The organism is Mesorhizobium sp. W016 (assembly GCF_054719485.1).
Window position 1 is genome coordinate 426,412 of record NZ_JBTTIF010000002.1, and the last position, 25,493, is coordinate 451,904.

Here is a 25,493-nt window from a genome sequence, read left to right on the forward strand (position 1 = left end):
CGGCATCGACGCCGGCCACTCCAATTCGAGACTTTAGACGTTGAAGTCAGGCTCCCAGTCGTCGATCAGATCGTAGACCGGGCTGAGGTCGAGATAGCGCTCATCCAGTTTTCGGGCGAGGTCGGTCTCGCCGGCATCACTGATGGCAGCCACAATGCTCTCCAGGCTGACGACGCCGAACGGAAGCGAGGTGCTGCCCGCCGGATCTAGATGACGCCAGTATGTCTCGACCGTCGCCGCCATCTCATGATTGAGCGTGGGCGCCACGACTACGAACGATCCACGATCGAAGTGGCGCCGCTCATGCACCATCGAATAGCAGAGGGTGTGCTCGGCGAAGAATTGCCTCAGGGGCGCCTGATGCAGAGCATTATCGTCCGGGTCGACAAAGAGCTTCGAGCGCCTCGCCACCTCAAGGTGCCTTTCCTTGACGGGTGTCGCGGTGCCCGGACGACTTTCGGAGTATTTCACCTCGATGCCGATAAAACCCGATTTGGCGTCTTTGCCGGTGTAAGCAATCAGCACGTCCAAAGCCGTGTGATCGCCAATGTAGGCGTCATCTCCTCGACCGGGAGATGTCTCGAAGTGGACGGCGTCCACCTGTTCGGCATCGATGCCGAATGCGGCCTTCAAGACCATCTTGGCAAGAACAAGGTCCAGCTTCATCGGGCCAAACAGATTGAACACCAGCGCTGAGCTGCTGAGCAGGTTTTCCCATGCTCTCGCCTCATCAATTAGAGCGCCGCGCTCCCGATAAGCCATTTCCCGCCGTACGAGCTTGGCGATGTCAGGGCGCAGATAATTCACCCCGGCCCGTGCGGCTGAAGAATCGAGACGGCTCCCGAGGGTACGAAGAACTTCATTTCCCCGCGAATAGTTGCCGACAGCGAAACCCTTCCGGCCGCGCCAGACGGCTTGAAGCAGGCGCGCACAGGATTGGAACCGGGTATCGAGCGGCTCTTGAACGTCAAAGCGTTCGAGAACTTCGCGGGGCGGAATTGGCAGGTTGGGCTTTTGGTAGCTGAGCATTTCGTCTCCTTTTTGCCACATGGCGTGAAGGATTCGCTGCTCCGAGGCAGAAATTTACAGAAAGTCGCGCGAGTCGGTTATCTGCATAGCCCCTTGCCTCTTATACGTCTCCGCACGGGGTCTCCGTGCCGACACAGGAGACGAGATATGACCGAAACCCTCGAAAATAACGAAGCTGACCCTCAGATCTGCGAACGTCCTATTATGGACATGACCCCCACCACCTGGGCGGAGGTCAGACTTGGCCCAGGGAATCTGTTTACTCCTGGCAGCGGGATGCCGATAACGTCAAAAATTAGCTCGTACATTTCCGTCAATGAATTTTTCCGGCTTTATGACGCCGTGCAGTTCGCCAACTCTTGTGGCTGGCTGATGAATGTCGAATTGACCGTCGCTTATCAAGCATCCGACGCGCAAAGTCTGAAGGCGTTCAGATCGTTCATTTCACGATATCGTAGCTGGTGTGAGCACCATGATGTGCCTTGCGCCTACATCTATGTATGGGAACGCCCGCCGAACACACCGCTACACGTTCACCTTCATCTGCACATACCTAATCGAGCCCAATCGAAAGCAAGGGCGTGGCTGAAACTGACATTGGGGGTTTCGACCAGCAGCCCTGTGGCGAGCATTGGTCTGGATGTTCGACAGCCCAAGGATGTCGTTAGCCAGTGGATTTGGTTTCGTTACATCAACAAGGGTATCGAGCCGCACATATCTTCCAAGGGTGACGAAACCTGCGAAAGGTACAAATTCGCTCGTCAGCTCGGCATACGGGGAATTGCTCAGGGTCAGATTCTATTTAAGCGCACAGGTCGGTCTCTTCAAATTTCGGATACCGCGCAACAGGATGCAGCAGCCCGTCGCGAGTTCCATTTATCCGGCTTGATGTCCTGGGAGACCCCCTTCGAGGAGATTTGGTCGGACTATTGGTTCCTACAATTCACGCGCCGACTGCAAGCAGCGAATTTGCCGGTCATCTCAAGGCTTTTCTGAGGTCACCAGAACTGTCTGCGTTTTGGGAAAACGCAGACAGTTGCCCTCGGAAATACAGAGGCATTCGATCAAATTGCTGACTTCCCTGCAGAATTTTCGACGTTTTCGGTATGGCGCGCATCCGGCACTTTCCCCAAGCTTTCGACCGTCACGCGATTTTGGGATGGGTCACCGAAAAGGGTATTACCGATCGGCGGCGGCTGCCGAACTGTGCTCCAAGTTCAACGAATTTGATGAAGTCGGAAGGACCCTTACCGGGCTCTTTTTCCAACCGGCCATCTACGATGAAGGTCCCTGTAGAGGGATAAAAGTTGATGTCGAAAATCTTTAGGTGATTGTCCCCGCAGTGCTCAATGTGAAGCCCATTTGCTTTTGCCCACTCCTCAATGGTTTGTTTGGCTTCAGCCGTCCTGATTGCCTTTGCGTTCCAGTGCGATGACATTGGGTTATCCTATGTTGATGTTGGCGTTAGATCCCAGAGCGGCTCTTGTGTGAGAGCCGTTAGAGAAGTTTAAGTGCAACAGCAGGGTTCTTCTTATCGCGGTGTCTTTTCGGGGTGATAACCCCAAGAAGCAAAATTCTGAGGTCACCCCCGGTGTTCAAGTGACGCGAGCCACGACATCGCACTCGACCACAGGATTAGCCGCCGCTTGCCAACCTTCACCGATCGGAGGCGGCCTGCATTGATCTCTCGGTAGACGAGCGTTCGCCCGATGGCAGCCCATCTGCAGAACTGGTCAATTGTCATCGCGCCCCCCTGCGACGATTGCACTGCTTGATCAGGCATGGGTTCGCTCCTCTGCTGCCGATGGACGGCCATAGGGAGCGCGGGGCGCGTCTGCTCACCCGGCGGTGGTTCCAAACCGGAGCCGTCGGAATCGTTCTTGGCAAAACAGGCTCAAAACAGACCTCCGGTGGCGCGTGGGAGGCGGGAACGTCCTTGCCGGTGGTTTGGTACCCGGAGACGAAAACGAGGCTGTAAGACGGCTCTTTCCTCTTGGGAGGCGAGGGTTTCAGGCCTCCGCCGGCGTTTCGTTCAATTGGCGCCTCAGGCGCTATGCTGCGAACTTCGGAGACTTGGACCCTCGACGGCCCCGTCCCGTTCCATTGAATAAAGGCCACTTCCTTGCCGGTGACTTCCCACGGCTTTCAACAGCACCTCATGCAGGACACGCGTCTGGCGGTAATGGTCGCAATGCGGGGATAAAAACGGCTTGATGATACTCAAGTGCAGCGTTTCCGCTGCCCGCCACAAAGCGCTCAATTTCAGCCTGTGATAATTGCTGCGAACCCTTCGACCTTGGCCATGGCCTATCCTCGAAATCTCTCTGTGTGCCAGACGACCTTGCCATCGATCTTCATCGGCTTGTGGACCATCAGGCGCTTCGGCAAGTGCTCGGGATGAACCTCGAGAAGCGTAATCTTGATCAGCGGCTTGCAACGGTTGCAGTCAAATTTCAGCTTCATCGGATCGACACCGCCGCCGTAGACCATCATCAGGTCGGCCGATCGGCAGTAGCGGACGTTGCCGCAGCTGCATTCGGCTTTCACAAGCATGTTGTGCCGGGTCGCCTTGCCCAGCGTGTCGATCGGATCGTGCGCCAAAGCGAGCAAAATGAGGAACATATTCCTGTCTAGTCAAGAGGGATTGACTCTCGTGTTCCCATTTTGTTCACTGCCGGCAAATTGGAGACACCTCATGAAGCCGATGATTGCGACTGAATCCGAACAGCCCGAAATCTACGCCACGGTCAGGCGCGAGATGCCCGCCATCCACAGGGCTGTCAGCAAGATGGGAAAGCAGATGCGCGGCCTCTCACCTCTCAGCCAAAAGGCGGCCATCGCCGAATTGACCGCCATATGGTGCCTGGCGAACTATCCCGATGACCTTGATCGTGCGTTGTCTTTGGCAGAGGCCATACGCCATCAGGCAGACATCTATCTCCATGAGAGCAAGAACACCGGCGGCGCTCGCCACTGATGGTCAAGCGCAGCAGCGGCATACCGCCGCCATCGACGATCGACGAAAGATGGCCACACCAGGTGGCGCTGCCTGATGACCTCTGCACCGGTCGGAACCGGACCACGATCCACGACTACTGTCAGAAGCGTGGAATGACTTTCCAAATCAGGCACGTGCAAGCGGTTTGGCCAAACGGCAAATACGAGGAATATCGATTGCACTGCTTCGCGGATCCGGCCGAAGCAAAGGCGTTCCTCGATCATTTTCAAGGTGAAGCCTTTGACGCGAAGCGGGACCGCGAAAAGGGCAAGATACGCGGCGTCTGGCGCCGTAGCGACGAGTATAGGAGAATTCTCGACCTCGGCCCGCTCAGCGTGCCTGAACTCCTGCGCAACTGAGGCAGAGTCATGTGCGGACGCTACACCAAATATCTGTCGTGGTCGGAAATTCACCGGCTCTACAGACTGACTGCGCCAGCGGAAACCGGCCGCAACGACGAGCCGCGCTACAACATCGCGCCAACGCAGGATGTTCCATTCGTCACCGCTGGCGAAGATGGCAATCATAAGCTCCGCGAAGGTCGCTGGTGGCTGGTCCCCTTCTGGGCGAAGGAGATGCCCAAGGCGGCGATGTTCAATGCGAGGATCGAGGGCATCGATACGGCGCCCGCCTTCCGCGATGCCTTCAAGTCAAAGCGCTGCCTGATCCCTGCCGATGGCTTCTACGAGTGGACGATCTCGCCAGCCGACGGCAAGAAAGACCCTTGGCACATCTACCAGCCAGGCCACGCGCCTTTCTCGTTCGCCGGGCTTTGGGCTTACAATTCCAATCTCGACATAACCAGCTGCACCATCATCACAAAGCCTGCCGCAGAACCGATGAAGCAGTTGCATGATCGGCAGCCTCTCATTCTCGACCCGGCCTACTATGACGCCTGGCTGGACCCGGCGACGCCCAAGGACAGCCTCAAGGACATTCTCAGCCACGACATCGACGGTCAGCTGCAGTTCAATCGCGTTGGGCGTGAGGTGAACACCAGCGCCGTCAACAAGTTGCCCAACGACCATCCCGGCCTCGTTGGGCCGATCAACCCGCTGTGAGCAACGAACCGGGCCGGCTTGCCGAAGACATGACAGCGATTCCGCGCGATCGGCGACGCGTCGACAATCATGCGTGCGAGCATCTCGGCTGCGGCAAGGATGCTGGGTTCGGCTTTGCTAAGCCGCGTCAGCCTTCGCACTGGTTCTGTTTCGGACATAGGGTGGAAGGCGAGCGGTATTTGTAACTTACGCTGCCACGCTCTGGAGCCGTTCTGCGCAGGGCTGACCATTTAAATACATCTCCAAGATAAGCCATGGTATCGTGCATTCTCATATTGAGTGGCTTGGGCGAGGCATCTATTTCTTATCTGCGTGCCTTGGCCGCTTGGACCGCAGAACGGTATTGGCACACCGGTGTCGTGGCCAAAAGAATTATACCCCTGCAAGTTCCAACAGACTTGGGGTCCTCCGAGACCCACCGGCGATGTCGGCGCCGGTTGTGGCGCTGGTGTCACACGCGGTGAGCACTGTTCAATCCCTGTCGTTGGCACGTAAAAAACGACACCCTCCATCTGCCACTGGCCACCACGACGAAGATCATTATATTCGCCTTCACTCGCTGTCAGCAAATGCTCTCCACTATTGGGATTGTAAGCCCGAAAGACCGGAGTGGTGTCAGGAGTTTTCACGGGCGAAACATAGCCCGTAATAGCTTCCCGCCTATAATAGCCGACGCCCTCGGCATTGTCGCTTGTTGTGTAAAAGTGCCTGCTCTCGCCAATATAACGGTACAGTGGCACAAAACCTGAAACCTGATCTCGTTCTATGTGGAAGAATATCTGCTGGGCATCTAACCCGTAAGTTCCATTTGATTGGACATCCTTCGCTTCCGTGCAACTTGTTGTATAAAGATGATCTGGTCCACGCAACCTGAACAGAGTTATGCTTTCAGCGTTTGACTGAATAGGCAAGAGAAGCACGCAAATAAGTGATTGGAAGACCCGGCGCATCCTGAAACCTCGCCCTGTTCGTGAAAATAAGCCAAGCACCAGTACGCTAAGGCAGACATCTCGTCTACTATCTGCTCTCCTCTCGAAAATCCTGGAGCGAAGCATGGCGCAGGTCCTCCTCGCCGCGCAAGTGCTTCACTCGACCGATCAGGCCCGGCTTGACCCATTGTGTCGCCGGCCGCTTCATGCCTTTCGGCGCCGGCCCAGCGTGCTCCTGGACGTGCTTCCATAGGCGGTCTCGGATTGCGCCCCGCGAGTTGATGAAGGCAGAGCCGACATACTGGCCGGTAGCACGGTCGGCCATCAGCGCAAAGGCCGGTTTGCCGGGCTCCCGCTCGACGCCGAGCAAATCGTATTCCTCCACCATGTAGCTTTTGACCTTCAGCCAGGCGGTCGACCTGCCGCTCCGGTATTTGCTGTCGCGGCGCTTCGAAACCATGCCCTCGATGCCCGCCTCGTCGATCAGGTGGAATATGGCTTTGGCATCGCCAGGCAGCGCTTGGCTGTACTGAATGCGTTCATCAGGCAAGATGAGGCCTTCCAGGATTTCGCGACGGTCTTTTAGGTCCATTTCCCGCAGATCGTGACCGTTCAAATAGAGGAGATCGAAGGCGACGAAGTAGAGGTCGTGCTGCCGGCGCGTGATGGCCTTGCGCAGCGCCTGATAGTCCGAAAGACCGGCTTCGTTGAGAACGACTATTTCGCCGTCAACGATGGCATTCTCAACGCCAAGGCGTTTTGCGGCGCCGGCCAGGTCCCTGTATTTTGCCGTCCAATTGTGGCCGTTGCGCGTGAAGATGCGCACGTCATGATCGATGATGATTTGGCTGCGGTAGCCGTCGAACTTGACTTCGTGAATCCATTCATCGCCTTCGGGAGGCTTCTCGACCAAGGTCGGCAGCAAAGGCTCGACGAACTTTAGACGCATGAACTCACCCGCACCCGGCGATTCAATTAGCTTGTGCTGAAATGGTTCCGAAACAGGAAACCGGCTTTTGGGGCAACAAACACGCTAACTGAACGTTGCTCGATATTCGCAGGAGGAATCGAGATATGGCCGATGACAAGAGCAAACGGGATTTTCGCGATCGGGACCGTGTTTCAGCCGATGAGGATTATGAGGTCGAGTATTTCGCCACAAAGGCCGGCATCACTCCGCAGCAGGTCAGGGAACTGATCGCGAAGCATGGCAACCAACGCGAGACACTGGAGCGGGAAGCCAAGGCGCTGCGGAAATAGTGACCAGGCTATCGGATCTCGGCAGACCAATAATCTGGCACCGACATGACGGCCCGCCCGCGAGCGAGCTCGATCATTTCATCCCTTGCCCTGTTTGCGGCCAACAGATCGACATGCGCGATTTTCGCCAGGTCGCGTATCATTCCGATCCGGATCACGAGCCGCTCGAACTGGACGCGTAGGACGCAAAAAGCTCGACTGCTGAATTGAGTTTTAATCCATGTTTTGGCGAAACGTGGCGGGGCTGCACCGGCCATCCCTAAGGCTGGGTCGTCCCCACCCGTCGATTCAATTGGCTTGTGCTAAAATGGGTCAAAAAATCAAATAGGCATGGAAACCAAAAAGCGCTTGTTGCGTTCGGCGCACTAAAAGGTCGGGAGGCTGTGCCCATGAGCACCTTTTTGCCGCTGTTCGTTAAGCTGGTAGACCGGAAATCAATGACGGTTTCCTCTATTTGTGAGGCCGAGGAAGCGCTGCTGGGGCAGTGGCCAAATAAGGGTGCGGCGGCCTATAGGGATGCGTGCCGATTGATCGCGGAGGCCAAGGATGGAAGCTGCAGTCCGGCCGTAGCATTTGCGGCGTTCAAGGCTGCCGCTATCGACCAGCACTTGCTGCAGCCGGAGCCCGGCGCTCGGCATGTTCGACAACGCGACATAAACCATCGTGATGATGAAGCCGACGGCCCCTAGTATCAAATTGGGGCCGACACAGCGGAGTCTCGCTTGGTCGCGCGACGGTGGGCTCGCACCGACCGGGGCAGGTGATGCGAGCCCGGCCGAGTCTTGCGGGACCTCGACCGGCAGCGAACACCCACTCGCTGCCGTTCTATCAACAAGCCCCCAAATTTCAGGTTCCGCTAACGTACAAAAAAGCCCACCAACCGTTGAGGTAGTGGGCAGTTTTGGGAGACACTGATATGGGAACAGTGCGACCGCCCGAAGTGTTTCGAGGCGACGATGTTCCAGGGGGATTCACAGAACTCGGCGTTTGAATCTATGCTGAAGGCAATGGACACTGGTATCGATGGTATTATCACCCAAGCCCTTAGAGAACCCAGCCAAGAGGTGCGGGCTGCTCGGGGTCCGCCTTGATCCTCTCGGGGTAAAGCCTGTCGCAATGGTCGCGCGCCGGGCTTTGGGCTCAAGCCGGGTCTAGCTACGTGCACGACTACTCCAGAACAGCTCCCGCCAGACAGTGTGGGGTCAGTTGCAGGCTTATTGCACGTAGGTGCTATCGTTGCCGTCGCAATCCCAAAGGTTTTTGAAGGGACCTTGGCTTTGCTCATTTATCATGGTCGCGTTCAGCCACGTCCTGTGAGACGGAAATTTGCTTCCCCTACTGCTGACTTGGGAGTTCAAAAATCCATTTGAGCATGTTAGGTGCGCGCTGATCTCGTGCCAGATAAAAGTGCAAGACCTTGCCTTCGCTAGGTTCATAAGACTATTTCCTGCTCCGTTTGGCTGACCGCGCATTCGATATGACAGTGCTACAGAATCAACTTCTCGCCATCCCTCGTTCGACGGAGTGGCTGCCAAAGGAACGATTAGCTCAGCAGAGGCTGGGACGAAGAAAAACTCGGCCCCAGCATTCGTCGTGACCGGAGCCAACCTCCAACCTATGATTTTGTTTTCTAAGCACGTGACCTCGCCCTCAAGATTGCTCCTGAGGCGGAATTGCCCGCTTGCCAAGCCCCCGTCCTGCGGATCTTCTCCGCCCAGAACTCCGCACGTTACAATCGCTGGAATTATCGCTCCGAAGACCGATTGGCAGCTGTTTCCAGGCGTAACGAACTGACTGGAGTCATTGAGGTCGAATTTCTTGATAAATGATTTTGTCGTGATCCGGAGCTTATTGCTTCTTGCCTTATCAAGACGAGCGACCTCCTCCTTGAGTGGGCGAATCAAAGCATCTGTCTCCGCGACCTTGGCGCGTGTCTCCCGTCGCTCTGCGATCGAAGCCTTGAAGATGATATTGAGTTCTCGTATTTCGGCACTGTTGGCCTGCCGCTGAGCGAACCATAATTGATTGGCTTTGTTAGAAGCCTCCAGTTCGACAAAGAAAATTCGCACTTCTTCTTCTTTTCCAACGAAAGGAGTACACTTAACCGTTCCCGATCCAACGTCATGCTCATGCCAAATGTCTTGGTTTGAACAAATAGCCGCTGACACATCTCTCAATCTAGAAAGCTCAGCCTGTAATTTCGTGGCTTGACTATCTAGCTCCTGAAACAGTGCCATCGCCGGATCTTTGCGCCGAAAGTAGTCGTCAAACGCCCGCTGTGTGGCTTGATCCCTAGCCACCAGAACTTCACGCTGTTTGAACAGCGCCTGCCACTTGCCAATAACTGCATTCCTCTGCTCGCTTAGTTGCGTCGCAGCACCGGCGTTCGGCCAAGCGAAAGCAATTAAAAGTATCGCTAGGTGCACTCCCTTGTAAAGTTTCATTGCGTTCTCCTCGCTTCCCAGTTGAAGACACTGCGAAGACTTGCAACCCCGCTTCACCAGCCTAAAGCGAACTTTCCCGCCTGCGGCGGAGCCGAGTAGCAAGCAGCCACATTTCACGGCTATATGCAACTGAACATCGGGGCTTCCTGCGTCTCAGCCTAAATGCCGAGTGGCGCTTGATGATGTACGACAGCTTGCTCGCCACCCTGTCCTTCGACAGTTAGGTCCAGCTCGCCCCGATTCGCAATTTGGCGGAGCTAATGCGTCCTCCACCATCGACAGTGTCGGTTCTGCGGCTCGGAAGAGGCGCTCATGCATCATTTCCGGGAGCAACCTCCGTCGGAGTGATTGCGTCTCATCCAGCTCCGGGTGTGACAGAACACCCTCGGAGCGCGGATGTTCATGGGCTCAAGCCCGCCAGCGACGCCGGCGGGCTCTGCAGGAATGGCCAAACGTTACAGTCGGCTAACGGCCTTCTCAGCAATTCGCGAGATGTCGGCCATGACATAATCAATATCTTCGCTGTTTGCGTATCCCCACACTTGATGGACCCTCGCCTTGGCGGCAAGGTCGCCAACGTTTTGGGCTGGGCAACGCAAAAGGCGGGTAGCGGCATCGCAGGTAAGGTCCAGCTGATGGAGATAGGCCCGCTCGATCTTTCTGAAGCCACTCTTCCGGCTGATGGCCGCATCGGCCTTTTTGTATGCTGCCATGGCCTTCTCGTGTTCACGGTGCGCTGTGCTGTCGAGAGGCATCGCCGATATTTCGGCTAAGGTCATTTGGCGAAACGCTGCGATTTCCGCTTCCGTCTTTTCGGGCATTACCGGCCTTTCAAGCTTGGCGGATTGTTCATTGTAACGCCGCTCAGCCGCGCTGAGCTCCGGCTCCATCTCTTGAAGCTTCCTCCATTCTGCATGGAACGTCGCCTCAAAAGTCGCCACCTCCGACGGCGCCGGCGGCGGCGCCTTGGCGAATACGTCGTGGCTTCTTTCCAGGTAGACGGCGTTCAGAATATTTTCATCCCCGTCATAGACCGCCACCGTCTTCCCGAACCAAGCGCCCGAGATCGTGGAATCGACAGCAGTGGCCGCGTCTTTGAATTGGACGGCCAACTGATGGAGCTGCTCCGGGACGCTTAGGCCTTCCACCATCGGCGCGGCAACCGCTACCGAACCACCTCCAATTGGCGCCGCAGACGCCGCTAGGGCGGCTGTGGTGGTGACAAGATGGCGGCGGTTGACGTGTTGGTTCATGAAACTCTCCTGTACAAAAGGTTGATCGGACGACGGCTTGTCCGCACGCGAACTCCAGCGCATCAGCAGTTCACGTACGAAGCCGAAACGTTGTGGATTGCGGGGATAACAGGGCAAACCTTCGGCGGGCGCCCGAACTGCGACGTGCGACATGGCTATCTCCCTAATGGTTATATTTACACCATTAATGGTAACGCTGTAACCTATTTGATGTCAACAGCTTTTGGTGATAAAAACACCATATGAAGCCAGTTCAATGTCGTATGGGGCGCGCTGCGCTCAATTGGAGCACCCTGGACCTCGCCAAAGCGGCGGGCATCGGAGGCAACACCGTCAACCGCTTTGAGGCTGGCCAGGACGCCAGAGTCAGCAGCGTCGATAAGATGAGGTCCGCTCTTGAGGGAGCTGGCGTCGAGTTTATAGCCGAAAATGGCGGAGGGCCTGGCGTAAGGTTGAAAAAAAAGTAGATGGTGCGCCGGGCTATATCTGCACGCGCGGACGGGTCGGAAATGGTCTTTGACTTCCCCAATTTTTCGGTGGTTACGGACGGTGTTCTCATAATCCCTGGGACCGACAAAACCCCAATCTTTGCAAATCTGATTCCGTCCGTTGCCTCCCTCGATGAAGCGGCGGGCGAATTCGCCGATGACTATGTTTTGCGCGCTAAAAGTGCTGCCGAAACGATCTGCCTATTGCCAGTAACGATGGTCTGGGCGCGATCTGACGAGCTGCCACATCGCTTTCTGGCATTCATAACGGATGAGGAAAAACTGTTCGAGACATTGACTGGCTATCGCGCCCAGTTTGTCAGCCTCAGGTTCACCAGAAATGAAGAACCTAGCGAGCCGCTAGTTTAGGTCCGGATAAGCGCGAGCCACCCATTCAAGATCCGTGATGGTCTCAGCCTCGACCGTGGTATCGGCACTGAACTGGTTCGCGTGCTGGGCCAATAAGCGACGTGCTGCCGACACCGCCTTGTCGCGATTGTCGCAACGTTCATAGTGTCGCCCAACAGGCTCGCCTGTGTGGTCTTCCCACCGCAAAATTTCAACTACGGCATACCAAATACCTTTGCCGGATCGATGGCGCTTTTCCACCTCCAGATGCCAATCCGACATCTCGGCAATCGCTCTATAGAGGTGCGAATACTCAGCTTCAGTGTTCGCCCGCTCGCGTGCTGCAAAAGCAAAGGCTTTCTGGCTAGGCCCCTTTAGGCCTTCGATCGAGCTGGAGATCTTCCAAAATGTTCCCGAGATTTCATCGAGAGCGTGCCGTGCGTCGAAGGTCAATGGTGGCCGGCGCTTTGCAACGCCCTCCAATGCCTTCAAACGGTCGGTTCTTTTTTTGGGCCAGATATCAGCCACCACCCTCTCGATATCGGCTTTGGAAGGTTCCCAGCGGAATTCTTTCTGCAGCTTCTGTTTGCCGGCATGGGGGCGCAGCTCGACAACTGTGCCACCGCTAGGCGGGTCGGCTATGGATTCCATCACAAGGGCCATTGCCTCCTGAAGGCCTCCTTTGATGCCGCCTTCCCGGTCGAATACCCAGACCGAGCCTTCTGTGCGGCCGATTCTCATGGGTTTGCCATCTTTGACGTCCAACCACACCCAGAGCACATGCTGCCTGGTATTCGCGAACTGCGGCAGAAAATCCTTCTCGAAGACGAGCCCCTGCACAAGGCGCAGAGACATGCGAAGCGGCTCGCCATCTTCCGGGAAGAGATAATACCGTGACATGAAACGGCGCCCCCATTTGGAAGTCCAGCCCACAGAGTCGCATGTGTGCTAAGACTTAGACAAGGGCTGTCCTAGGGCCTCTTGATTGGAGGGCGGAGATATAGGCCCCAGCCAGAGCTACTAATATTGCATAGAGCTAAAATGCCCGCTTAGATTTTGATCTTAAGCGGGCGGGCATTTGATGGGGGTTTGTCGCCTAGGCGGGGTGAGAGCCTTACGGTTCTGCGCGCAGAACTAGAACTTGTAAGCTAGACCGGCTTTAACGCTGTGTATTTGGATATCATCGTAATCGATCTTGAATCGACAATTGGGACAATCCTGTCCGACAACAGGCGCGGCGGCAGAACCGCCTGAAATGTGGTAGTAGTCGTACTCGGTTCGTAGAACCCAATTGTTTCTTAGGAGCATCTCCAACCCTATCCCAACGACTCCTCCCGCAGTGGTCTTCTTCTGTGAAGAGGTCGCCGTCGTGGCGTCGGAGAACGCGACACCGTCGGGAGTAAGAAACGAATTATAATGTGTCTCGGTGAAAGCTAGACCGCCGGTTGCGTAGAGAAGCCAATTGCCTGTCGTATAACCAACGCGGCCTCTTACCGAGCCGACCCAATCGTTAGACGCATGCACGGTTGTCTGAGGAAAAACTGACCCACCGCAACAAGTATCCGTGAACGTCTGAGTATTCTCCTCGTCATGGCGGAAGACGGTAAGATCGACTTCGGCACCATACACAATGTTTGAATGCTGCCAATTGTATCCTGCGTAGACGCCTCCCCCGAACGAATCTGAATCGAGGTTATGTTGCGATGGGGTGAAGCCGCCACCCGCCAAACCTACACCTATTATGGCCGGCTCGCCAAAACCCGCTGGTTGAGGATTGCTGGTAGCGCCTTGATCAACTCCGACCCAACCAGCGTGACCGCCGATATATAACCCTGACCAATTAGTCGGATTTTCGACGATGATGACATCATCAAGAGCGTCCGCAGCGAACGCAACTCCGCCATACAGCGACATCAACAGGGCAATTAGAAGCTTTTGCACGGCATGTTCCCCACGTCCCTTATGCGTTATATCATCATTTCGTAATACAACAATGTGGCCTCCGCCAACTCTCCCAGCGGCCACCCGATCTCGCGTTTTGCGATTCCCTGTCGATGTCGCGCTGACTGTTCTCGACGGCTAGCCGCAAGTGCGATTTTCGGTCGTCGTCACCGTCCATTTTTTCCCCGACTCAGAGCCGCGCTAGGTATCAAAGATGCAGTGATACTGCAGACTCTCGCTCCGTTGCCGTAAAAGTACCCTGAAGCACGGCGGAGCGGCCAGAAAGGGTGGCGCCAAGTTCGAAGGGTTTTGCGTTCAGCAAAAATGGGACACTCGCACCGGGCGGTACAACGACCGATCTCTTTCGAACGTTCCCGCTGAAGTCTATTTTGTATTCGACTAGGAAGTTGTCATCGCTGTTTATCGATACGGTGACCGTAGCCCCGACCGTCGGGGAGATGACCACATCGCCACCGAGCGGGTGAGCTATTCCTGGTCCTCCGGCAACAAAATCGGAACTCTTGTCAGCAAAGTGCGTGCCGAAAAACTGCGTCGTTCCGAAGGCGGGGTCACTGGGGTGCAGGGAGTAGCTGATCAGAAGGAACTCGCAATGCAGTTGGTAAGGCAGCAGTGGGCTATCGAACGGCGTATTCATTGAAGTTTGCCCCATCCCAAACTCGTTGTCGGCGTCTGATCAACTATCGCTTACGTTGCTGGGGTGGGCAAGCGGCATCATCCCAATTAATTTCAGTGCCAAGCCTCGGAGAATCGCTGCCAACCGACCTTAGTTCGAGGGGCAGAAATAAAGGCGTCTCAGCCAGAACTACTAATATTGCCTAGCGCTAAATTGCCCGCTACGACTCTAGTCCTCATGGGGGGCGGGTTTGATGGCTTTTCGCCGTCTGGGCGTGTTTGCTTTTGGCGTGGCATCATTCATTGGGTGCGCTCATGCTCAGGAAACCTGTGATCCAAACTATACGGGCGCCTGTGTTCCAATAGCCAGCGATGTTGACTGCTCCTCTGGAAAGGGCAATGGCCCCGCATACGTAAGCGGGCCTGTCACTGTCGTGGGTACGGATATCTATGACCTCGATCGAGACGGCGACGGGATAGGCTGCGAAAACGGCTAAAGGGCTACGGGGGGATCAATGAAAATCGTTGTTGCGATTCTGGGGCTGGCCATGTCGGGATGTGCTGGGACCAGTGTTGTGCAGACCTCAGGTGACACTGCCATAATCACGGCGCGGGCAGCGCCAGTTTGTGGCGGCGTCGGCGCGGAGAGGGTAGCCGTTAAAGAGGCGGCGATCGAGACGATCAAAGCCGGCTTTGACAAATACGTCATCTACGATGCGGCTGCTCAGAACACGGTCACAGCCACACAGATGCCGGGCAGTTATTCGACGATAGGAACGGTCAACGGCGGTTACCTAAACGCGACCACGACCTATCAACCTGGCCCAACCATCTACTCCGGCAATCACTCTCAGGCTTTCGCAATCAAGATGTTCAAAGCGAGCGACCCAGCCGGCGCCAATGCCGTCGATGCCAGGACAACGCTGGGGCCGGATTGGCCTAAGTTGATCAAGCAGGGCTCTCTGACAACCTGCACTTGATACCATTTCGAACCGTGAAATGAGTAAGTGGGGATGCGAGTGGGGATGGATCGCGACCGATGCTACAAACCTTCCACTTACAACGGTTTAGGGTGAACTCATGGCGGAAGACGCCTCCGCAATACTCCCTCTAATAGAGGGCGCTCGATGCTGTTAGCGCGTCCACGTGGCGGGACACGGCGTGCAACCGAAGTCCTTTTACTGACGGGTAGGTTGGTCCTCTCAGCCATAGCGCTTGTGCTGGCGGGCTATCCTGCGGCAGCCAAGCCGTTAGTTGGAATCCCATCTGTGGTCGACGGCGACACGATCGAAATCCACGGGCAGAGAATTCGCGTGAACGGCATCGACTCCCCGGAAAGCGCTCAGATCTGCTTGGATGCCAGCAATAAGAAGTATCGTTGCGGACAGAAGGCATCGCTTGCTCTGTCGGACTTCCTGGAAACTCACCAGCCAGCGTCATGCATCGAGGTCGATCGCGACCGCTACCGGCGTGTGGTCGCTGTCTGCACCGCTGGCGGCGTGGACATCGGGGAATGGATGGTCAGACAGGGCTTTGCGATTGATTGGCCGAAATACAGCGCGGGTTTTTATGGCAAGGCTGAAATGGAAGCGAGAGCGGCCAAGCGCGGCGTTTGGGCCGGGTCATTCGAGAGACCTTGGGAGTGGCGGAAACACCATTCGCAGCCGGCCCACTAACCAGCCGCGTGTACAGACACGGCGTTCCTAAAACAACATCCGGCCTCTTCACTGAGTGAACGAACAAAGGAGTTTGATTTGCCTCTCATCCGCTCAACGACTCTATTCCTTGCTGCCTTTGGCGCAAGCGTCATGGCAGCCAGTGCCGGAGAGGAAGAAAAATCTCTGGTTCGTGCGTTCTGTTTCGTTCTCCAAGCGGAAACGTCATGCGATGGATTGATTGTCCATATGCAAACCGAAAGCAGGCTAGAGAAGAAGCTGGGCGGACCAATTCGGGGCCCTCAATCGCTATATCGTGATGACTGCTCGAAAGGCATTTCAGACGCGCTGAAACAGGACACGAGAACTGGATTTTGCGCGACAGTGTGGGAGCACTACGGTTGTTATGGTGATCGGGTGCCGAGGTTAATTATGGAGTCACCGTTTGGCGATCCTGATGCTCAAATCTGCCCCTACTCCTGAGTGAGCGCAGTGACAGTCCGGGAAGCGCCCGCTCGCCCGTACCCCGGTAGAGGCCGGTGTCGGGCAATCGGGCGACCTTGTAAAACGTTGGGGGAAACTAGAAACAGGAGATCGGTTGTCGGTCCAGCCGTGCAACAAATTGCATGATGCGCGCGAGCCGGGACAATCGATGCTTAGGACAGCAGCACTAGACCACTACTACAACACCGTTTGGTGCGTCGTGGCATCTCCGTTCGTGACAGAATACATGATCGGATACACACGCCGACCAGGAATGATGCGGCTAAACGAATATTGGCACATGCATGGCTATCAATACCTTGTCATCCTCGCTAACGGCCTCTCGTTGATGGACGCTGCGAAACTGGAGAAGTACCTGCAGGAGCAGATTTGGGCGTCTAAGAAATCAGGCGTGCTGTATAGGAAATACAATTCAGACCGCCGCCAAGGGCGACACTTCGCCAGCGCCGGCCCTCTTTCCACCATCACCGACACCGATAGCCATTCGGTCTATCTGGCTTGGTGGGACGGAAAATCGGAATACATCTGACGGAAGATTACCGGCCGATTCGGATCAACGAAATACCAGGGGATTTCGCCTGCCATCGCGGAGACGGGATATGAAATCGTCGGCGAAGCCATTAGCGCCGCTATCGATTGAAGAGGTCGTGTCGATGCGCCCGAACTGAATGCATAGACCGAGATGTCCGCGCGGGCCTTTGGAAACTATTCGGGTATCAACGAAGCGATCAAGAAGTTGCGTCCGATCGGCGAGCCTGTGACGGACCACGCCAGCGAAATCCGACAGCAGTGATTATGATTGCACTAAGAGGCACCTTTGAGGGCAGGCTCCCCACTTGCAAAAAGGCTATGTTGAAGTTCGTTGACGCCTACCTGGCGAGCATGCCCACCGCTGATGGGCTACCTAACGCGCAGGGCCTTCATGATCTTGTCGAGCATGTCTTCTGGCGGCCGAGGATCGAGCACGACGCCCAATATCGCGTTGCACGAGGGGCAAGCCGCGCTGAAGGCTTTTAAGCTCATGGTGCCGTCACTCATGTTCATATGCTCCATGTGAGCTTCCCGAACTGGCTTGCCACACTTTGGGCAATCTCCTGGCTTTGGAAAATGCATCATCCCCTCCATCGATTTTCCCCAGAACACCACCGAAATTGGCTACGAGCAAGGCGTTCATGCCCAGCCAAAGTTTTAAACTAATGCACTACCCGGAACCGACCAGTCGGAGGAAGCATTTGACCGCGTGTTGCAGAAAGTGGCAAACCCATCGCCAGCGAAGACGCTAGAGGTTGATAAACGGCGTTCGGCACAGGGCAAAAAAAGATGGCGACTCTCAAATACAATCCATTTCGTCCAAATGATATTGTCCACTCCGGAATGTTCGTTGGTCGATTGGACGAGCTTACACTAATCGAAAAATGTCTGTTCCAGACGAAGCACAAAAACCCTCAGCACTTCATCGTTCAAGGCGAGCGTGGAATAGGCAAATCGTCTCTTCTATTTGCCGTCAACATGCTTGCTGAAGGCACATTGCCTCCTTTCGCGGCTCCTGAATTTAATTTTCTGTCAGTATCTATCGACCTGGGTGGCTGCACCACGCAGAACGATGTGGTTAGAAAAATCGGTAGGGGCCTCCGAAAGGAGATCGGCAGCAAAAATGCTGTTAAAGAGAAAGCGAAGGCTGCGTGGGAGTGGCTCTCCAATTGGGAGGTATTAGGGGTCAGCTTCAGCAAGGAACAAATAGTCCTAGACACGGAGGAGGTCGCTGAACAATTCGTAGATAACATCGCTGCTTTTTGCGAGGCGATGGGTAGCGACATCGACGGGATACTATTTCTAATTGATGAGGCGGACCGTCCTTCCGTTGATGCGGGCTTAGGCGCTTATCTGAAGTTGATAGCTGAACGCCTGAAATGGCAGGGCTGCGACAGAATAGTTTTTGGGTTGGCGGGTCTCCCAACTCTGTTGGGGAAACTTCGCGACAGTCACGAATCGTCTCCTAGGCTTTTCAGTACAATGCTTCTAGAGCCACTAGAGATCGATGAAAGAAAGAGGGTCGTAAGGAACGGGATTGAGGAGGCCAACAGGAAGAACGCCGTGAAAACGACGATCACTGAAGAGGCCATCGATTTCTTAGCGGAGTTGTCAGAAGGCTATCCACATTTTGTGCAGCAGTTTTCTTACTCTGCATTCGACCATGACAAAGACAATGAGATTGATATTGAGGACGTGGGTGAGGGAGCATTTGATGATGGGGGCGCCCTTACGCAATTAGGGGATAAGTTTTTTAAAGACATGTACCTCGCGCGGGTGTCGTCGGCCGAATATCGCAGGGTGCTAGACGCGATGGCGGAGTATGGCGATGATTGGGTACCTAGGAAGACAATCATAAAAGAGTCCGGAGTTTCGGAGGCAAACGTCGCTAACGCTCTTAGGGCACTTAAAGCCAAAGAGGTTATCCTGCAGGATGCAACCCTACGGGGTCTTTACAAGCTTCCAACGAAATCTTTCGCCGCGTGGATCAACGCCATCCGCTCCGCTCGCGCCAAGAGCGACGCCCTGAAGGGCTCGCATTTCGAGGGATAGATGGAGGGCTCCATTACGTTCCATTAGCTTCCATTACGTTCCATTAGCTTCCATTACGTTCCATTAGCGCTCGTGACCATCACCGGGCTGAGTTCAATGGACGTATGGCGCAATCCCAGCATCCATAGGCATGTCCAGTTTAAGGCCATATGACCTTTGAAGGCTTGGGTCTCTTGATCCATTCGCCCAAACGCGGACGAACCTACGGGGGTTCCTTGATGCTTTGGGGCAGCCGGCCTATCGAGGATCATCCTTCCTACCTTTTGGTGAGGTCCATGTTCTTACTCCCTTAGCTAAGTGATGCCGGCGGCCGCGCGCATGGCTTCGGCAACCAGGGCGGCTACGGCCCGCCTTTGAGCAATTGCTTCACATGAAAACCGCCCGTGCTTGAACTGGCCATGCCCCGTGCCTCTTGGGGCTCCACCGCCAGCACCATGAAACCGGCAGACGCGCCATCCGCGCTTTGCTGGCGCCTTGCAGCCAACGCCTGTGCGCTTACTGCGAGCTGTGCACCTCGGCGCCGCGTGCGCCTTGTCTATGGGGTTACCGGCCATTTTCTTGAACCTCCCCACCCCCATGAGCGACATTGCCAACTATAGCCTGGCCGCCCCTTTCGACGGTGACGCGCTCAACAATGACCCGCTGCTCGCCTTTGCTGCGGTAGCGTTTCAACGCCTCAACCTGGCTCGCGAAGGTGCGCGCGAGCTTGTTGAACGTACGTTCGTTGCTGTCCTGCTGCTCCAAAGTCTCTGAGCCCTGCAGCTTGCGCGCAAATGTCATTGTTGCCATGTGCACTGCCGCCATTTGGGTTGCCAGCATGGTCTCAAGTTGGTCGCGCGGATTGATCCCGGCCACGATAGCCATGCCGAAGTTCAGAGCCTTGGGCTGGGTTACCCCACCTTTTGTTGCAAGCGTGGCAAGCGCCTGGGTGATGCCGTCATAAAAGGCGAAGCTCTCCGACTTGATGGCTTCAGATTGGAGGATATAGCCAGCCATTGTATGGGCATGATCGATGGACAGTTGCGCGTGTGGCACACCCTCAACGCTTGCTCCCATCTTTACCTTGAACGAAGGCAGAGGCGTGCGCTTCTTCTCCCGTGCATCAAATGACGCAAAAGCCCGTTTCTCGGCGTCGGTAAAAGCCTCGGGCGAAGCAGGGGGTACAGCCGGCTTCGTTATCGGCACGACCACCGCCCCGTGTACCTTATTCAGTGCTGCGGTCATCGCCTGATCTCCTGGCTGGTTCCGACAAGTTGGACTTCCTCGCCCTGCATGCTTGATGATAAGCTGCCGAACTTCTTTGAGGGTTTGAATTGACACGCGAACTGACTCTGTTTGTCGCTGTTATGGGCGCGACTGTCGCCGGGAGCCTCGTCGCTGCGGCAGTCATTGCGCAGGTTGTGGCCTGGTCAAAGACTCGGGACTGGCGAAAGCTTCTGGGGCCGGGGCTTATCGCAGTTTGGGTCTTCGCCTCCCTGTATTTCGTATTCTTCCCCGACAGCGGCGACGGCCGGACGGATCTGCTGACTTTCGGAGCGGCCGGCGTCATTGGGGCATTATTGGCATCGAGAGCCATATTCGGGATCATCCGCTATTCTCGGCACGAGGCGGCAGGCAATGACACCTATCGCGGCTCGCTTCGCGATCTCTGGATGCTCGTGCTCGCGTTCGTTCCGGTGTTGGGGACGCTCTATCTGTTGCATTAGAGCCCACCATCTGACGAAGGCGCTGCCAAGCTGATCGGCGACTTCATCGCGGGCTGGACCACAGGCGGGTGGAGAACGTCCGTCCCCGCTCGCGTTCCCCCGACGATCGCCGAATTGCGCAGCAGGCTCCGGACCCGCAAAAGGTTCTTGGCCACGCGCGCGTCCCTCATCGCCATGTGCTGCAATTGTGTCATGATTTGTCGGCCCACGGCGGGATCGGTTGTCGTCAAAATCTTGGCCAGCTCCTTGGCGGTGGCCTCATTCACGACCGTAGCGCGAGCAAGGGCCTTTTGGACAAGTGCACCTGCAGCCGCTAGCGGACGACCGGAAATGATGTGTCCAGCCACGCCTGCGTCGAAATTGCTTGCAAGGTCCGCCGCCTGGGCTGCGGTGGTCGAGTTGCCGCCAATCGCCATGTTGGTGCGGGTCTTCTGTCCTTCACGTTCCATAGCCGATTGAAAATCCTTGAAGGACGCTTCAGTCGGGAAGGCCTCTTTGAGAACGGCGCGGTTCCTTGGCGAGGCAAAGATGCCCCTGACGACGTTGGCACCGTCCCTGGCCCTCTGTACGCGGTCTACAAGGGCTTTAGAGATACCAAGGCGCGCAAGCTGTTTGTCGCCTTCGCTCATGTCAGCCAGAGTGCGGCGGGCGAGTTCAGGATCGGCATCGAGAAGCTTGCCACCCTTGGTCACAGCATCGAGCGATTCCGAGGCCGTCGAGTACACTTGCCGAGCCTTCGCATAGGCGGGGTTTGCCTGGTCGACTTCAGTGAGCATCTCGCGGCGAATGCCCGAAACAATGCGCCCTAGATTGGAGAGCTTTTCGCTACCATTCGGCATCGTCTCGGTCTCGGATTGAATGATGTCATCGAGGGATCGCTTCATCAGATCCCATTGCCGGGCGTCCGGTACACTCTGGATCGTATAGCTTCCGTCATCGGCGATCTTCGCAAAGAACTGCTGGGATGGAATGCCCTCGGCCTCGCCCATATCCCTCGCTCTGCGCAGCGCGTCCTTCATGACTTTGCCGCGACCGAGGAGGCTTTCAAGCTTGGACGTGAATGGAACAGGGGTCTTGTACGCCTGATCGTAGAGCGGCTTGGCCGCCGTCTGCCGCTGAGCAATGATGTCGTCAATGGTTGAGAAGTAGTTTGCCGGGTCGTCCAGGCCCTTCCTGACAGCTTCAGCCACGCGCTCGGGCTGAGCAAGCTGCCTGTCATAAACGGCGGTCTTGATCTTGTCTGCGCCCTCTCCGGGGATATTGGTTGCGGCTCTGCCAAGGCGCCGGGTATTCTCGCCGCCGACATCCATGAGCATGGTCGTGTCATCGCCTGCCGCCAGGGCGTCTGACATTTTGGCTCCGGCCTGATCAGGTGTCAGACTATCGCGGGCTAGTGCGCGCTGTGCCAGGCGCAAGGCATTGGCTTCAGGTGCTACAACGCTGCGAATGGCATTTGCTGCCGGCCGCATCATGACATCGGCTAGAGTGTTATACACCTTCCCAGCTACGGCTGTTCCAGCGGGAATTGCGGCGCCGATCGTGCCGCCCGTCAGAGCACCGGAAAGGGTGTTTTTTGCCCTATCCTCGAAGCCTTCTCCCGAACCAAAGCCGTACAGGCCACCATACGTCGCACCCAGCTTGGCTCCTTGACCGATCCTGGCAAGCGCGTTTGGCGCCTGAGCCGCCGCACCTTCCACCACATTAGCGGCTTTGGCCGCCGGAGCGAGCATCCCTACGGCAACGCCGCCGGCAAGTTGACCGGCACCGCGAGCCATAGGGTGCTGCTGTTCGTCCACGCGGTCCAGGGTGCGCTGAAGGTTTAGATTGCCCTCGTAGTTACCTTCACGCCCTCCAACGCCCGTGGCGCTGCCAAGCTTTGCCGCGATTTCATCCGCAAGCCCGAAGGAGGCCGTGTCCGCCACGCCGCGCATACCAGCATCGATCGAGGCATTGTCGCGGGTCATTTGGTCGACAGGAAGACCAAGAGCCTTTCCGGCGATGTAAAGGCGGTCCATAACAGAGGGAGATGTCCCCTCGATTGAACCGAAGGGCTGCCCCGGCTGCTTTGGAATGTTGGCCGGAGATGTGGAGCCGTCAGGATTCAGTTGTTCGACGTTGGTCGATTGGCGACCTGACATCGTGATGGCTGGCGCACTCTCGTCGACCGGGACCGCACCGAACTGCGTCGGGTCGAACGGCACCGCTCCAGCCGCGACCGGATCGAATGCGGGTTTCGCGCCTTGACCGCCGCCATAGAACTTGGCTTGGCTCTCGTGCAATGATTGAGCATAGGTCGTGGCGCTGGCTGGGCTATCGAAGATACCAAGCTGTTGGCCGGTCTTGCGGTAGAGGTCGATCGCCTCGTTATCCGACAGGATTTTTCCATCTGGGGAAACTGTGGGGATCAGGATTTCCTTGCCGTCCTCATTGAACGACATCGACCGCACGGTGCTGATCGTGCCGTCAGCATTCTTCACGACAGGACGCTTCGACAGATCGATATTGCCGGGCGTGACGAGTCCTGGGAAATTGCCTGAAGGACCAGCGCCACTTCCGTCACCAGCAGCGATCGGAGGTGGTGCTGCTGCCTGTGGCGGCTCAAATGGCATTGGCGCACTGATCGGCGTCGGTTGAAAGCCCGGCTGTTGAGCGGCGGCAGGCTGGACGAGGTTGTTCAGCGCGCCAACGGCAGGGGCTACAGGCGTATCACCGGCAAAGGCGGCCTGGGTCGTGCCGATGGCGGAAGAAGGCGTTGCTGAGGCGGTGGCAGGCGCATCAAGAGGGACGGCACCGAAAGCCGTGGGATCGAACGTCGAAGATGCAGCCACGCCGCCAGAGCTTGTCGCACCGGGAAACAGCGCAGCCTGTTTTTCACTCAACCCCTTCTCCCAAGAGCCGCCGGCCATGCCAAGCTTATCCGAGCCGCCAAGATCGAAGTGCATGAGGTCCATAGCCCCATACTTGCCCTTGCCGCCTGAGAAATACCCTCCCCAGCGGAAATTCTTGTCGAGGCTGGGGTACTTCTCCTGCTGGATTTTACGGGCCTCCTGAGCGAGCTTTTCGTACTGCGAGAAGCCCTCCGCGCTCTGATAATTAGGAACAGGCTTACCATCCGCACCGATGATGCGAATGTCGGTAGCCATGCCCTTGCCGTGAAAACGAGGATCGCCCGGACGATAGCCCGAATATGCCTCAACCTTCACGCCAAGGCGGTTGGCAGCCTCGCCCAGGATGTCGACAAGCGCCGGGTTTACGTGCTCGGCACCGCGAGCGACGAAATTTCCAGTCGGAGTGAGGAATTGATCACTCAATGCAACACCCTCGGCTTTTGGAATACCTTGTCGCCAGACATAAAGATGGCGCCGGGCGGTAGGGCGTCATACTGCTCTTTGGACGTAACATCGGCCGAGCTTTTAGGGATCTTCACATGAACGGCCACTAAGCTGTCCTCCAGAAGAGGACGCGGGTGTAAACTTCGGTGCCGTAGCTGGTCGCAATGCCGCCGTTTCCACCACCATTGCGCTGCTCTATCCGGTATGTTTTGCCGGCAACAACCGGCGCCCCACCGAAGCAGCTAGTGGTGTGCTCTTCCCCGCCCGCGTTTGAGTAGCCGCTTGAACTATATCCAACCGCCGCTGTGTCTGTGACGTTGAAAAGCCGCGACTGGAACAATTCCGACCCCTTTGCCGGGGTAGACCATTCGACCCAGCCCGAGACACTTGGCGTGAACTGGTTCGTTGACAGGGTAATCAGCGAGAAGACATCGCGGACCTTTGTGTTTAAGTCCCTCGTTCGAAATGCCCCGGCAGCCAAAAGCTGCGCGTCCGTGCCGGAAGCCTTTTGGTCTTCAAGAACAGCATCGGCGGCGCCGATTCGAACGCCGTTTTCGAAGACGCCAGTCGCGTTGAACGTCCCGGCTCCCTTATCGCCTCCACTTGCACCTTCCATGTAGGCGCCGCCGCGAATGTGCAGCCGATCGGCAAGCGTGCCAGCAAGGACCGTGCGAATGAGAAGCTCGCCGTCTTCCGTCGCGTTGACAGGATCGATCAGAACGGCCCGTATGGCAGCGTAGAGCGTCTTGGCGTCGGTGCTATCCTTGCCGTAGAAGGGGACTTCCCCGAGAACGTCTGCTGCGGCCGGAGACGCTGAATTGCGGTAGGCCTCGAAGCTTGGAGCTGCTGCGGCTCCATCGTCGGTCGAAACAGCCTGGAAAAACGCCCCAGTCGAGTTCTGGCTTACGGTGACCGGCCCGAGGAAATCGGCGCCGGAGAGTTTTGCAACCGACCCGTACATCTCCACCAGGGCATCTTGGACATTGGTCGAGGAAAATCCGATGCCTGAGCCATCGAAGCTGACGTTTGAGGCTGACACGTTGTCGGCCTGCCCTGTTGAGTAAACCGGATCACGGGTCGCGACGATCACATCGGCGGAGGTCTTGAGGACAACCTTGAACTTGGTCTGGGCAATGAAGCAGTTCGGGAAAACGCCGGCTGCATCCGCAATCATCGGATTGGCCTGCGGCGTCGTCAGCAGTTCATTGCTGAACAAGGACAACAGCGTTGTGGTGCCGGTCCCGTAAATATAAGCCTTGGCCCCTACCCGTGGATTTGCGCTGGCATCGAATGCTTGGAACAGCGGGGGAGTTAAAAACTGTGACATGG

The 25,493-nt window shown here is 56.5% G+C and carries 26 protein-coding genes; 12 read left to right on the top strand and 14 right to left on the bottom strand.

What is annotated here, in order from left to right; all coding sequences use genetic code 11:
• Positions 1–33: 33 nt before the first annotated feature.
• Positions 34–1,029, bottom strand: a complete 996-nt coding sequence (locus ACYG9V_RS02480) for a PGN_0703 family putative restriction endonuclease (RefSeq protein WP_352765380.1) — start codon at positions 1,027–1,029, stop codon at positions 34–36.
• A 147-nt stretch (positions 1,030–1,176) separates the two neighbouring features.
• Between ACYG9V_RS02480 and ACYG9V_RS02485 the strand changes: the two genes are divergently transcribed.
• Complete coding sequence (locus ACYG9V_RS02485) at positions 1,177–2,025, top strand: rolling circle replication-associated protein (RefSeq protein WP_352765382.1); 849 nt, start codon at positions 1,177–1,179, stop codon at positions 2,023–2,025.
• A gap of 148 nt (positions 2,026–2,173) precedes the next feature.
• Here ACYG9V_RS02485 and ACYG9V_RS02490 read toward each other — a convergent pair whose 3' ends face one another.
• Together ACYG9V_RS02490 and ACYG9V_RS02495 are read right to left on the bottom strand one after the other, a co-directional pair.
• Positions 2,174–2,467: a hypothetical protein gene (locus ACYG9V_RS02490; RefSeq protein ID WP_352765384.1), complete on the bottom strand. Its 294-nt coding sequence runs from the start codon at positions 2,465–2,467 to the stop codon at positions 2,174–2,176.
• 869 nt (positions 2,468–3,336) lie between these two features.
• Entirely contained in the window at positions 3,337–3,651 is a 315-nt protein-coding gene (locus tag ACYG9V_RS02495; protein ID WP_352765386.1) for a hypothetical protein, read from the bottom strand.
• Positions 3,652–3,724: 73 nt separating this feature from the next.
• Between ACYG9V_RS02495 and ACYG9V_RS02500 the strand changes: the two genes are divergently transcribed.
• The 3 genes from ACYG9V_RS02500 to ACYG9V_RS02510 are packed head-to-tail and all read left to right on the top strand — an operon-like array spanning position 3,725 to position 5,088.
• Positions 3,725–4,006 carry a hypothetical protein gene (locus tag ACYG9V_RS02500; RefSeq protein ID WP_352765388.1) on the top strand — a complete coding sequence of 94 codons (282 nt, stop codon included), beginning with the start codon at positions 3,725–3,727 and terminating at the stop codon, positions 4,004–4,006.
• Positions 4,006–4,386 carry a hypothetical protein gene (locus tag ACYG9V_RS02505; RefSeq protein WP_352765389.1) on the top strand — a complete coding sequence of 127 codons (381 nt, stop codon included), beginning with the start codon at positions 4,006–4,008 and terminating at the stop codon, positions 4,384–4,386. The genes ACYG9V_RS02500 and ACYG9V_RS02505 overlap by 1 nt, the downstream gene beginning before the upstream one ends.
• 9 nt (positions 4,387–4,395) lie before the next feature.
• Positions 4,396–5,088 carry an SOS response-associated peptidase gene (locus ACYG9V_RS02510; RefSeq protein ID WP_460221904.1) on the top strand — a complete coding sequence of 231 codons (693 nt, stop codon included), beginning with the start codon at positions 4,396–4,398 and terminating at the stop codon, positions 5,086–5,088.
• Between the two features lie 230 nt (positions 5,089–5,318).
• Here the strand turns inward: ACYG9V_RS02510 and ACYG9V_RS02515 are convergent, their stop codons facing one another.
• A complete protein-coding gene (locus ACYG9V_RS02515) occupies positions 5,319–6,143 on the bottom strand; it encodes a hypothetical protein (RefSeq protein ID WP_460221905.1) in 825 nt (274 codons plus the stop codon).
• Positions 6,106–6,966, bottom strand: a complete 861-nt coding sequence (locus ACYG9V_RS02520) for an ATP-dependent DNA ligase (RefSeq protein ID WP_352765269.1) — start codon at positions 6,964–6,966, stop codon at positions 6,106–6,108. Before ACYG9V_RS02520 ends, ACYG9V_RS02515 begins: the two co-directional genes overlap by 38 nt.
• Positions 6,967–7,091: 125 nt before the next feature.
• Here ACYG9V_RS02520 and ACYG9V_RS02525 point away from each other — a divergent pair, with 125 nt between their 5' ends.
• Together ACYG9V_RS02525 and ACYG9V_RS02530 are read left to right on the top strand one after the other, a co-directional pair.
• Positions 7,092–7,277, top strand: a complete 186-nt coding sequence (locus tag ACYG9V_RS02525; RefSeq protein ID WP_023711570.1) for a DUF3606 domain-containing protein — start codon at positions 7,092–7,094, stop codon at positions 7,275–7,277.
• A 389-nt stretch (positions 7,278–7,666) separates the two neighbouring features.
• A complete protein-coding gene (locus ACYG9V_RS02530) occupies positions 7,667–7,966 on the top strand; it encodes a DUF982 domain-containing protein (RefSeq protein WP_352765267.1) in 300 nt (99 codons plus the stop codon).
• Positions 7,967–8,491: 525 nt separating this feature from the next.
• Here the strand turns inward: ACYG9V_RS02530 and ACYG9V_RS02535 are convergent.
• Positions 8,492–9,721: a hypothetical protein gene (locus ACYG9V_RS02535; protein ID WP_352765265.1), complete on the bottom strand. Its 1,230-nt coding sequence runs from the start codon at positions 9,719–9,721 to the stop codon at positions 8,492–8,494.
• A gap of 455 nt (positions 9,722–10,176) precedes the next feature.
• On the bottom strand, positions 10,177–11,127 hold the full coding sequence (locus tag ACYG9V_RS02540; RefSeq protein ID WP_352765263.1) for a hypothetical protein: 951 nt from the start codon (positions 11,125–11,127) through the stop codon (positions 10,177–10,179).
• Positions 11,128–11,483: 356 nt separating this feature from the next.
• On the opposite strand from ACYG9V_RS02540, the gene ACYG9V_RS02545 reads away from it, so the two are divergent.
• Positions 11,484–11,831: a hypothetical protein gene (locus tag ACYG9V_RS02545; RefSeq protein ID WP_352765261.1), complete on the top strand. Its 348-nt coding sequence runs from the start codon at positions 11,484–11,486 to the stop codon at positions 11,829–11,831.
• Here the strand turns inward: ACYG9V_RS02545 and ACYG9V_RS02550 are convergent.
• The 3 genes from ACYG9V_RS02550 to ACYG9V_RS02560 form a co-directional block, all read right to left on the bottom strand.
• Positions 11,823–12,710 carry a hypothetical protein gene (locus tag ACYG9V_RS02550; RefSeq protein WP_352765260.1) on the bottom strand — a complete coding sequence of 296 codons (888 nt, stop codon included), beginning with the start codon at positions 12,708–12,710 and terminating at the stop codon, positions 11,823–11,825. The two genes, ACYG9V_RS02545 and ACYG9V_RS02550, sit on opposite strands and share 9 nt — an antisense overlap.
• 234 nt (positions 12,711–12,944) lie before the next feature.
• The gene (locus ACYG9V_RS02555) at positions 12,945–13,751 is read right to left on the bottom strand and encodes an outer membrane protein (protein ID WP_352765258.1); all 807 of its coding nucleotides are present in this window, start codon (positions 13,749–13,751) and stop codon (positions 12,945–12,947) included.
• 208 nt (positions 13,752–13,959) lie between these two features.
• Positions 13,960–14,406: a hypothetical protein gene (locus ACYG9V_RS02560; protein ID WP_352765257.1), complete on the bottom strand. Its 447-nt coding sequence runs from the start codon at positions 14,404–14,406 to the stop codon at positions 13,960–13,962.
• A 493-nt stretch (positions 14,407–14,899) separates the two neighbouring features.
• Between ACYG9V_RS02560 and ACYG9V_RS02565 the strand changes: the two genes are divergently transcribed.
• From ACYG9V_RS02565 to ACYG9V_RS02575, 3 genes are all read left to right on the top strand, one after another.
• On the top strand, positions 14,900–15,364 hold the full coding sequence (locus tag ACYG9V_RS02565; protein ID WP_352765256.1) for a hypothetical protein: 465 nt from the start codon (positions 14,900–14,902) through the stop codon (positions 15,362–15,364).
• A gap of 288 nt (positions 15,365–15,652) precedes the next feature.
• Complete coding sequence (locus tag ACYG9V_RS02570; protein WP_352765255.1) at positions 15,653–16,060, top strand: thermonuclease family protein; 408 nt, start codon at positions 15,653–15,655, stop codon at positions 16,058–16,060.
• 577 nt (positions 16,061–16,637) lie between these two features.
• Positions 16,638–17,072 (top strand): hypothetical protein, encoded by a 435-nt coding sequence (locus tag ACYG9V_RS02575; protein ID WP_352765253.1) that lies wholly within the window; start codon positions 16,638–16,640, stop codon positions 17,070–17,072.
• 371 nt (positions 17,073–17,443) lie between these two features.
• On the opposite strand, the gene ACYG9V_RS02580 is transcribed toward ACYG9V_RS02575, so the two are convergent.
• The gene (locus ACYG9V_RS02580; protein ID WP_352765252.1) at positions 17,444–17,581 is read right to left on the bottom strand and encodes a hypothetical protein; all 138 of its coding nucleotides are present in this window, start codon (positions 17,579–17,581) and stop codon (positions 17,444–17,446) included.
• A 282-nt stretch (positions 17,582–17,863) separates the two neighbouring features.
• On the opposite strand from ACYG9V_RS02580, the gene ACYG9V_RS02585 reads away from it, so the two are divergent.
• On the top strand, positions 17,864–19,126 hold the full coding sequence (locus tag ACYG9V_RS02585; RefSeq protein WP_352765250.1) for an ATP-binding protein: 1,263 nt from the start codon (positions 17,864–17,866) through the stop codon (positions 19,124–19,126).
• Positions 19,127–19,669: 543 nt separating this feature from the next.
• Here ACYG9V_RS02585 and ACYG9V_RS02590 read toward each other — a convergent pair.
• Positions 19,670–20,350 (bottom strand): hypothetical protein, encoded by a 681-nt coding sequence (locus ACYG9V_RS02590; protein WP_352765249.1) that lies wholly within the window; start codon positions 20,348–20,350, stop codon positions 19,670–19,672.
• Between the two features lie 89 nt (positions 20,351–20,439).
• Here ACYG9V_RS02590 and ACYG9V_RS02595 point away from each other — a divergent pair, with 89 nt between their 5' ends.
• Positions 20,440–20,832, top strand: a complete 393-nt coding sequence (locus ACYG9V_RS02595) for a hypothetical protein (RefSeq protein WP_352765247.1) — start codon at positions 20,440–20,442, stop codon at positions 20,830–20,832.
• Here ACYG9V_RS02595 and ACYG9V_RS02600 read toward each other — a convergent pair.
• Positions 20,829–24,143: a hypothetical protein gene (locus ACYG9V_RS02600; protein WP_352765245.1), complete on the bottom strand. Its 3,315-nt coding sequence runs from the start codon at positions 24,141–24,143 to the stop codon at positions 20,829–20,831. The genes ACYG9V_RS02595 and ACYG9V_RS02600 overlap by 4 nt on opposite strands.
• 127 nt (positions 24,144–24,270) lie before the next feature.
• Positions 24,271–25,491 carry a hypothetical protein gene (locus ACYG9V_RS02605; RefSeq protein WP_352765244.1) on the bottom strand — a complete coding sequence of 407 codons (1,221 nt, stop codon included), beginning with the start codon at positions 25,489–25,491 and terminating at the stop codon, positions 24,271–24,273.
• Positions 25,492–25,493 lie beyond the last annotated feature (2 nt).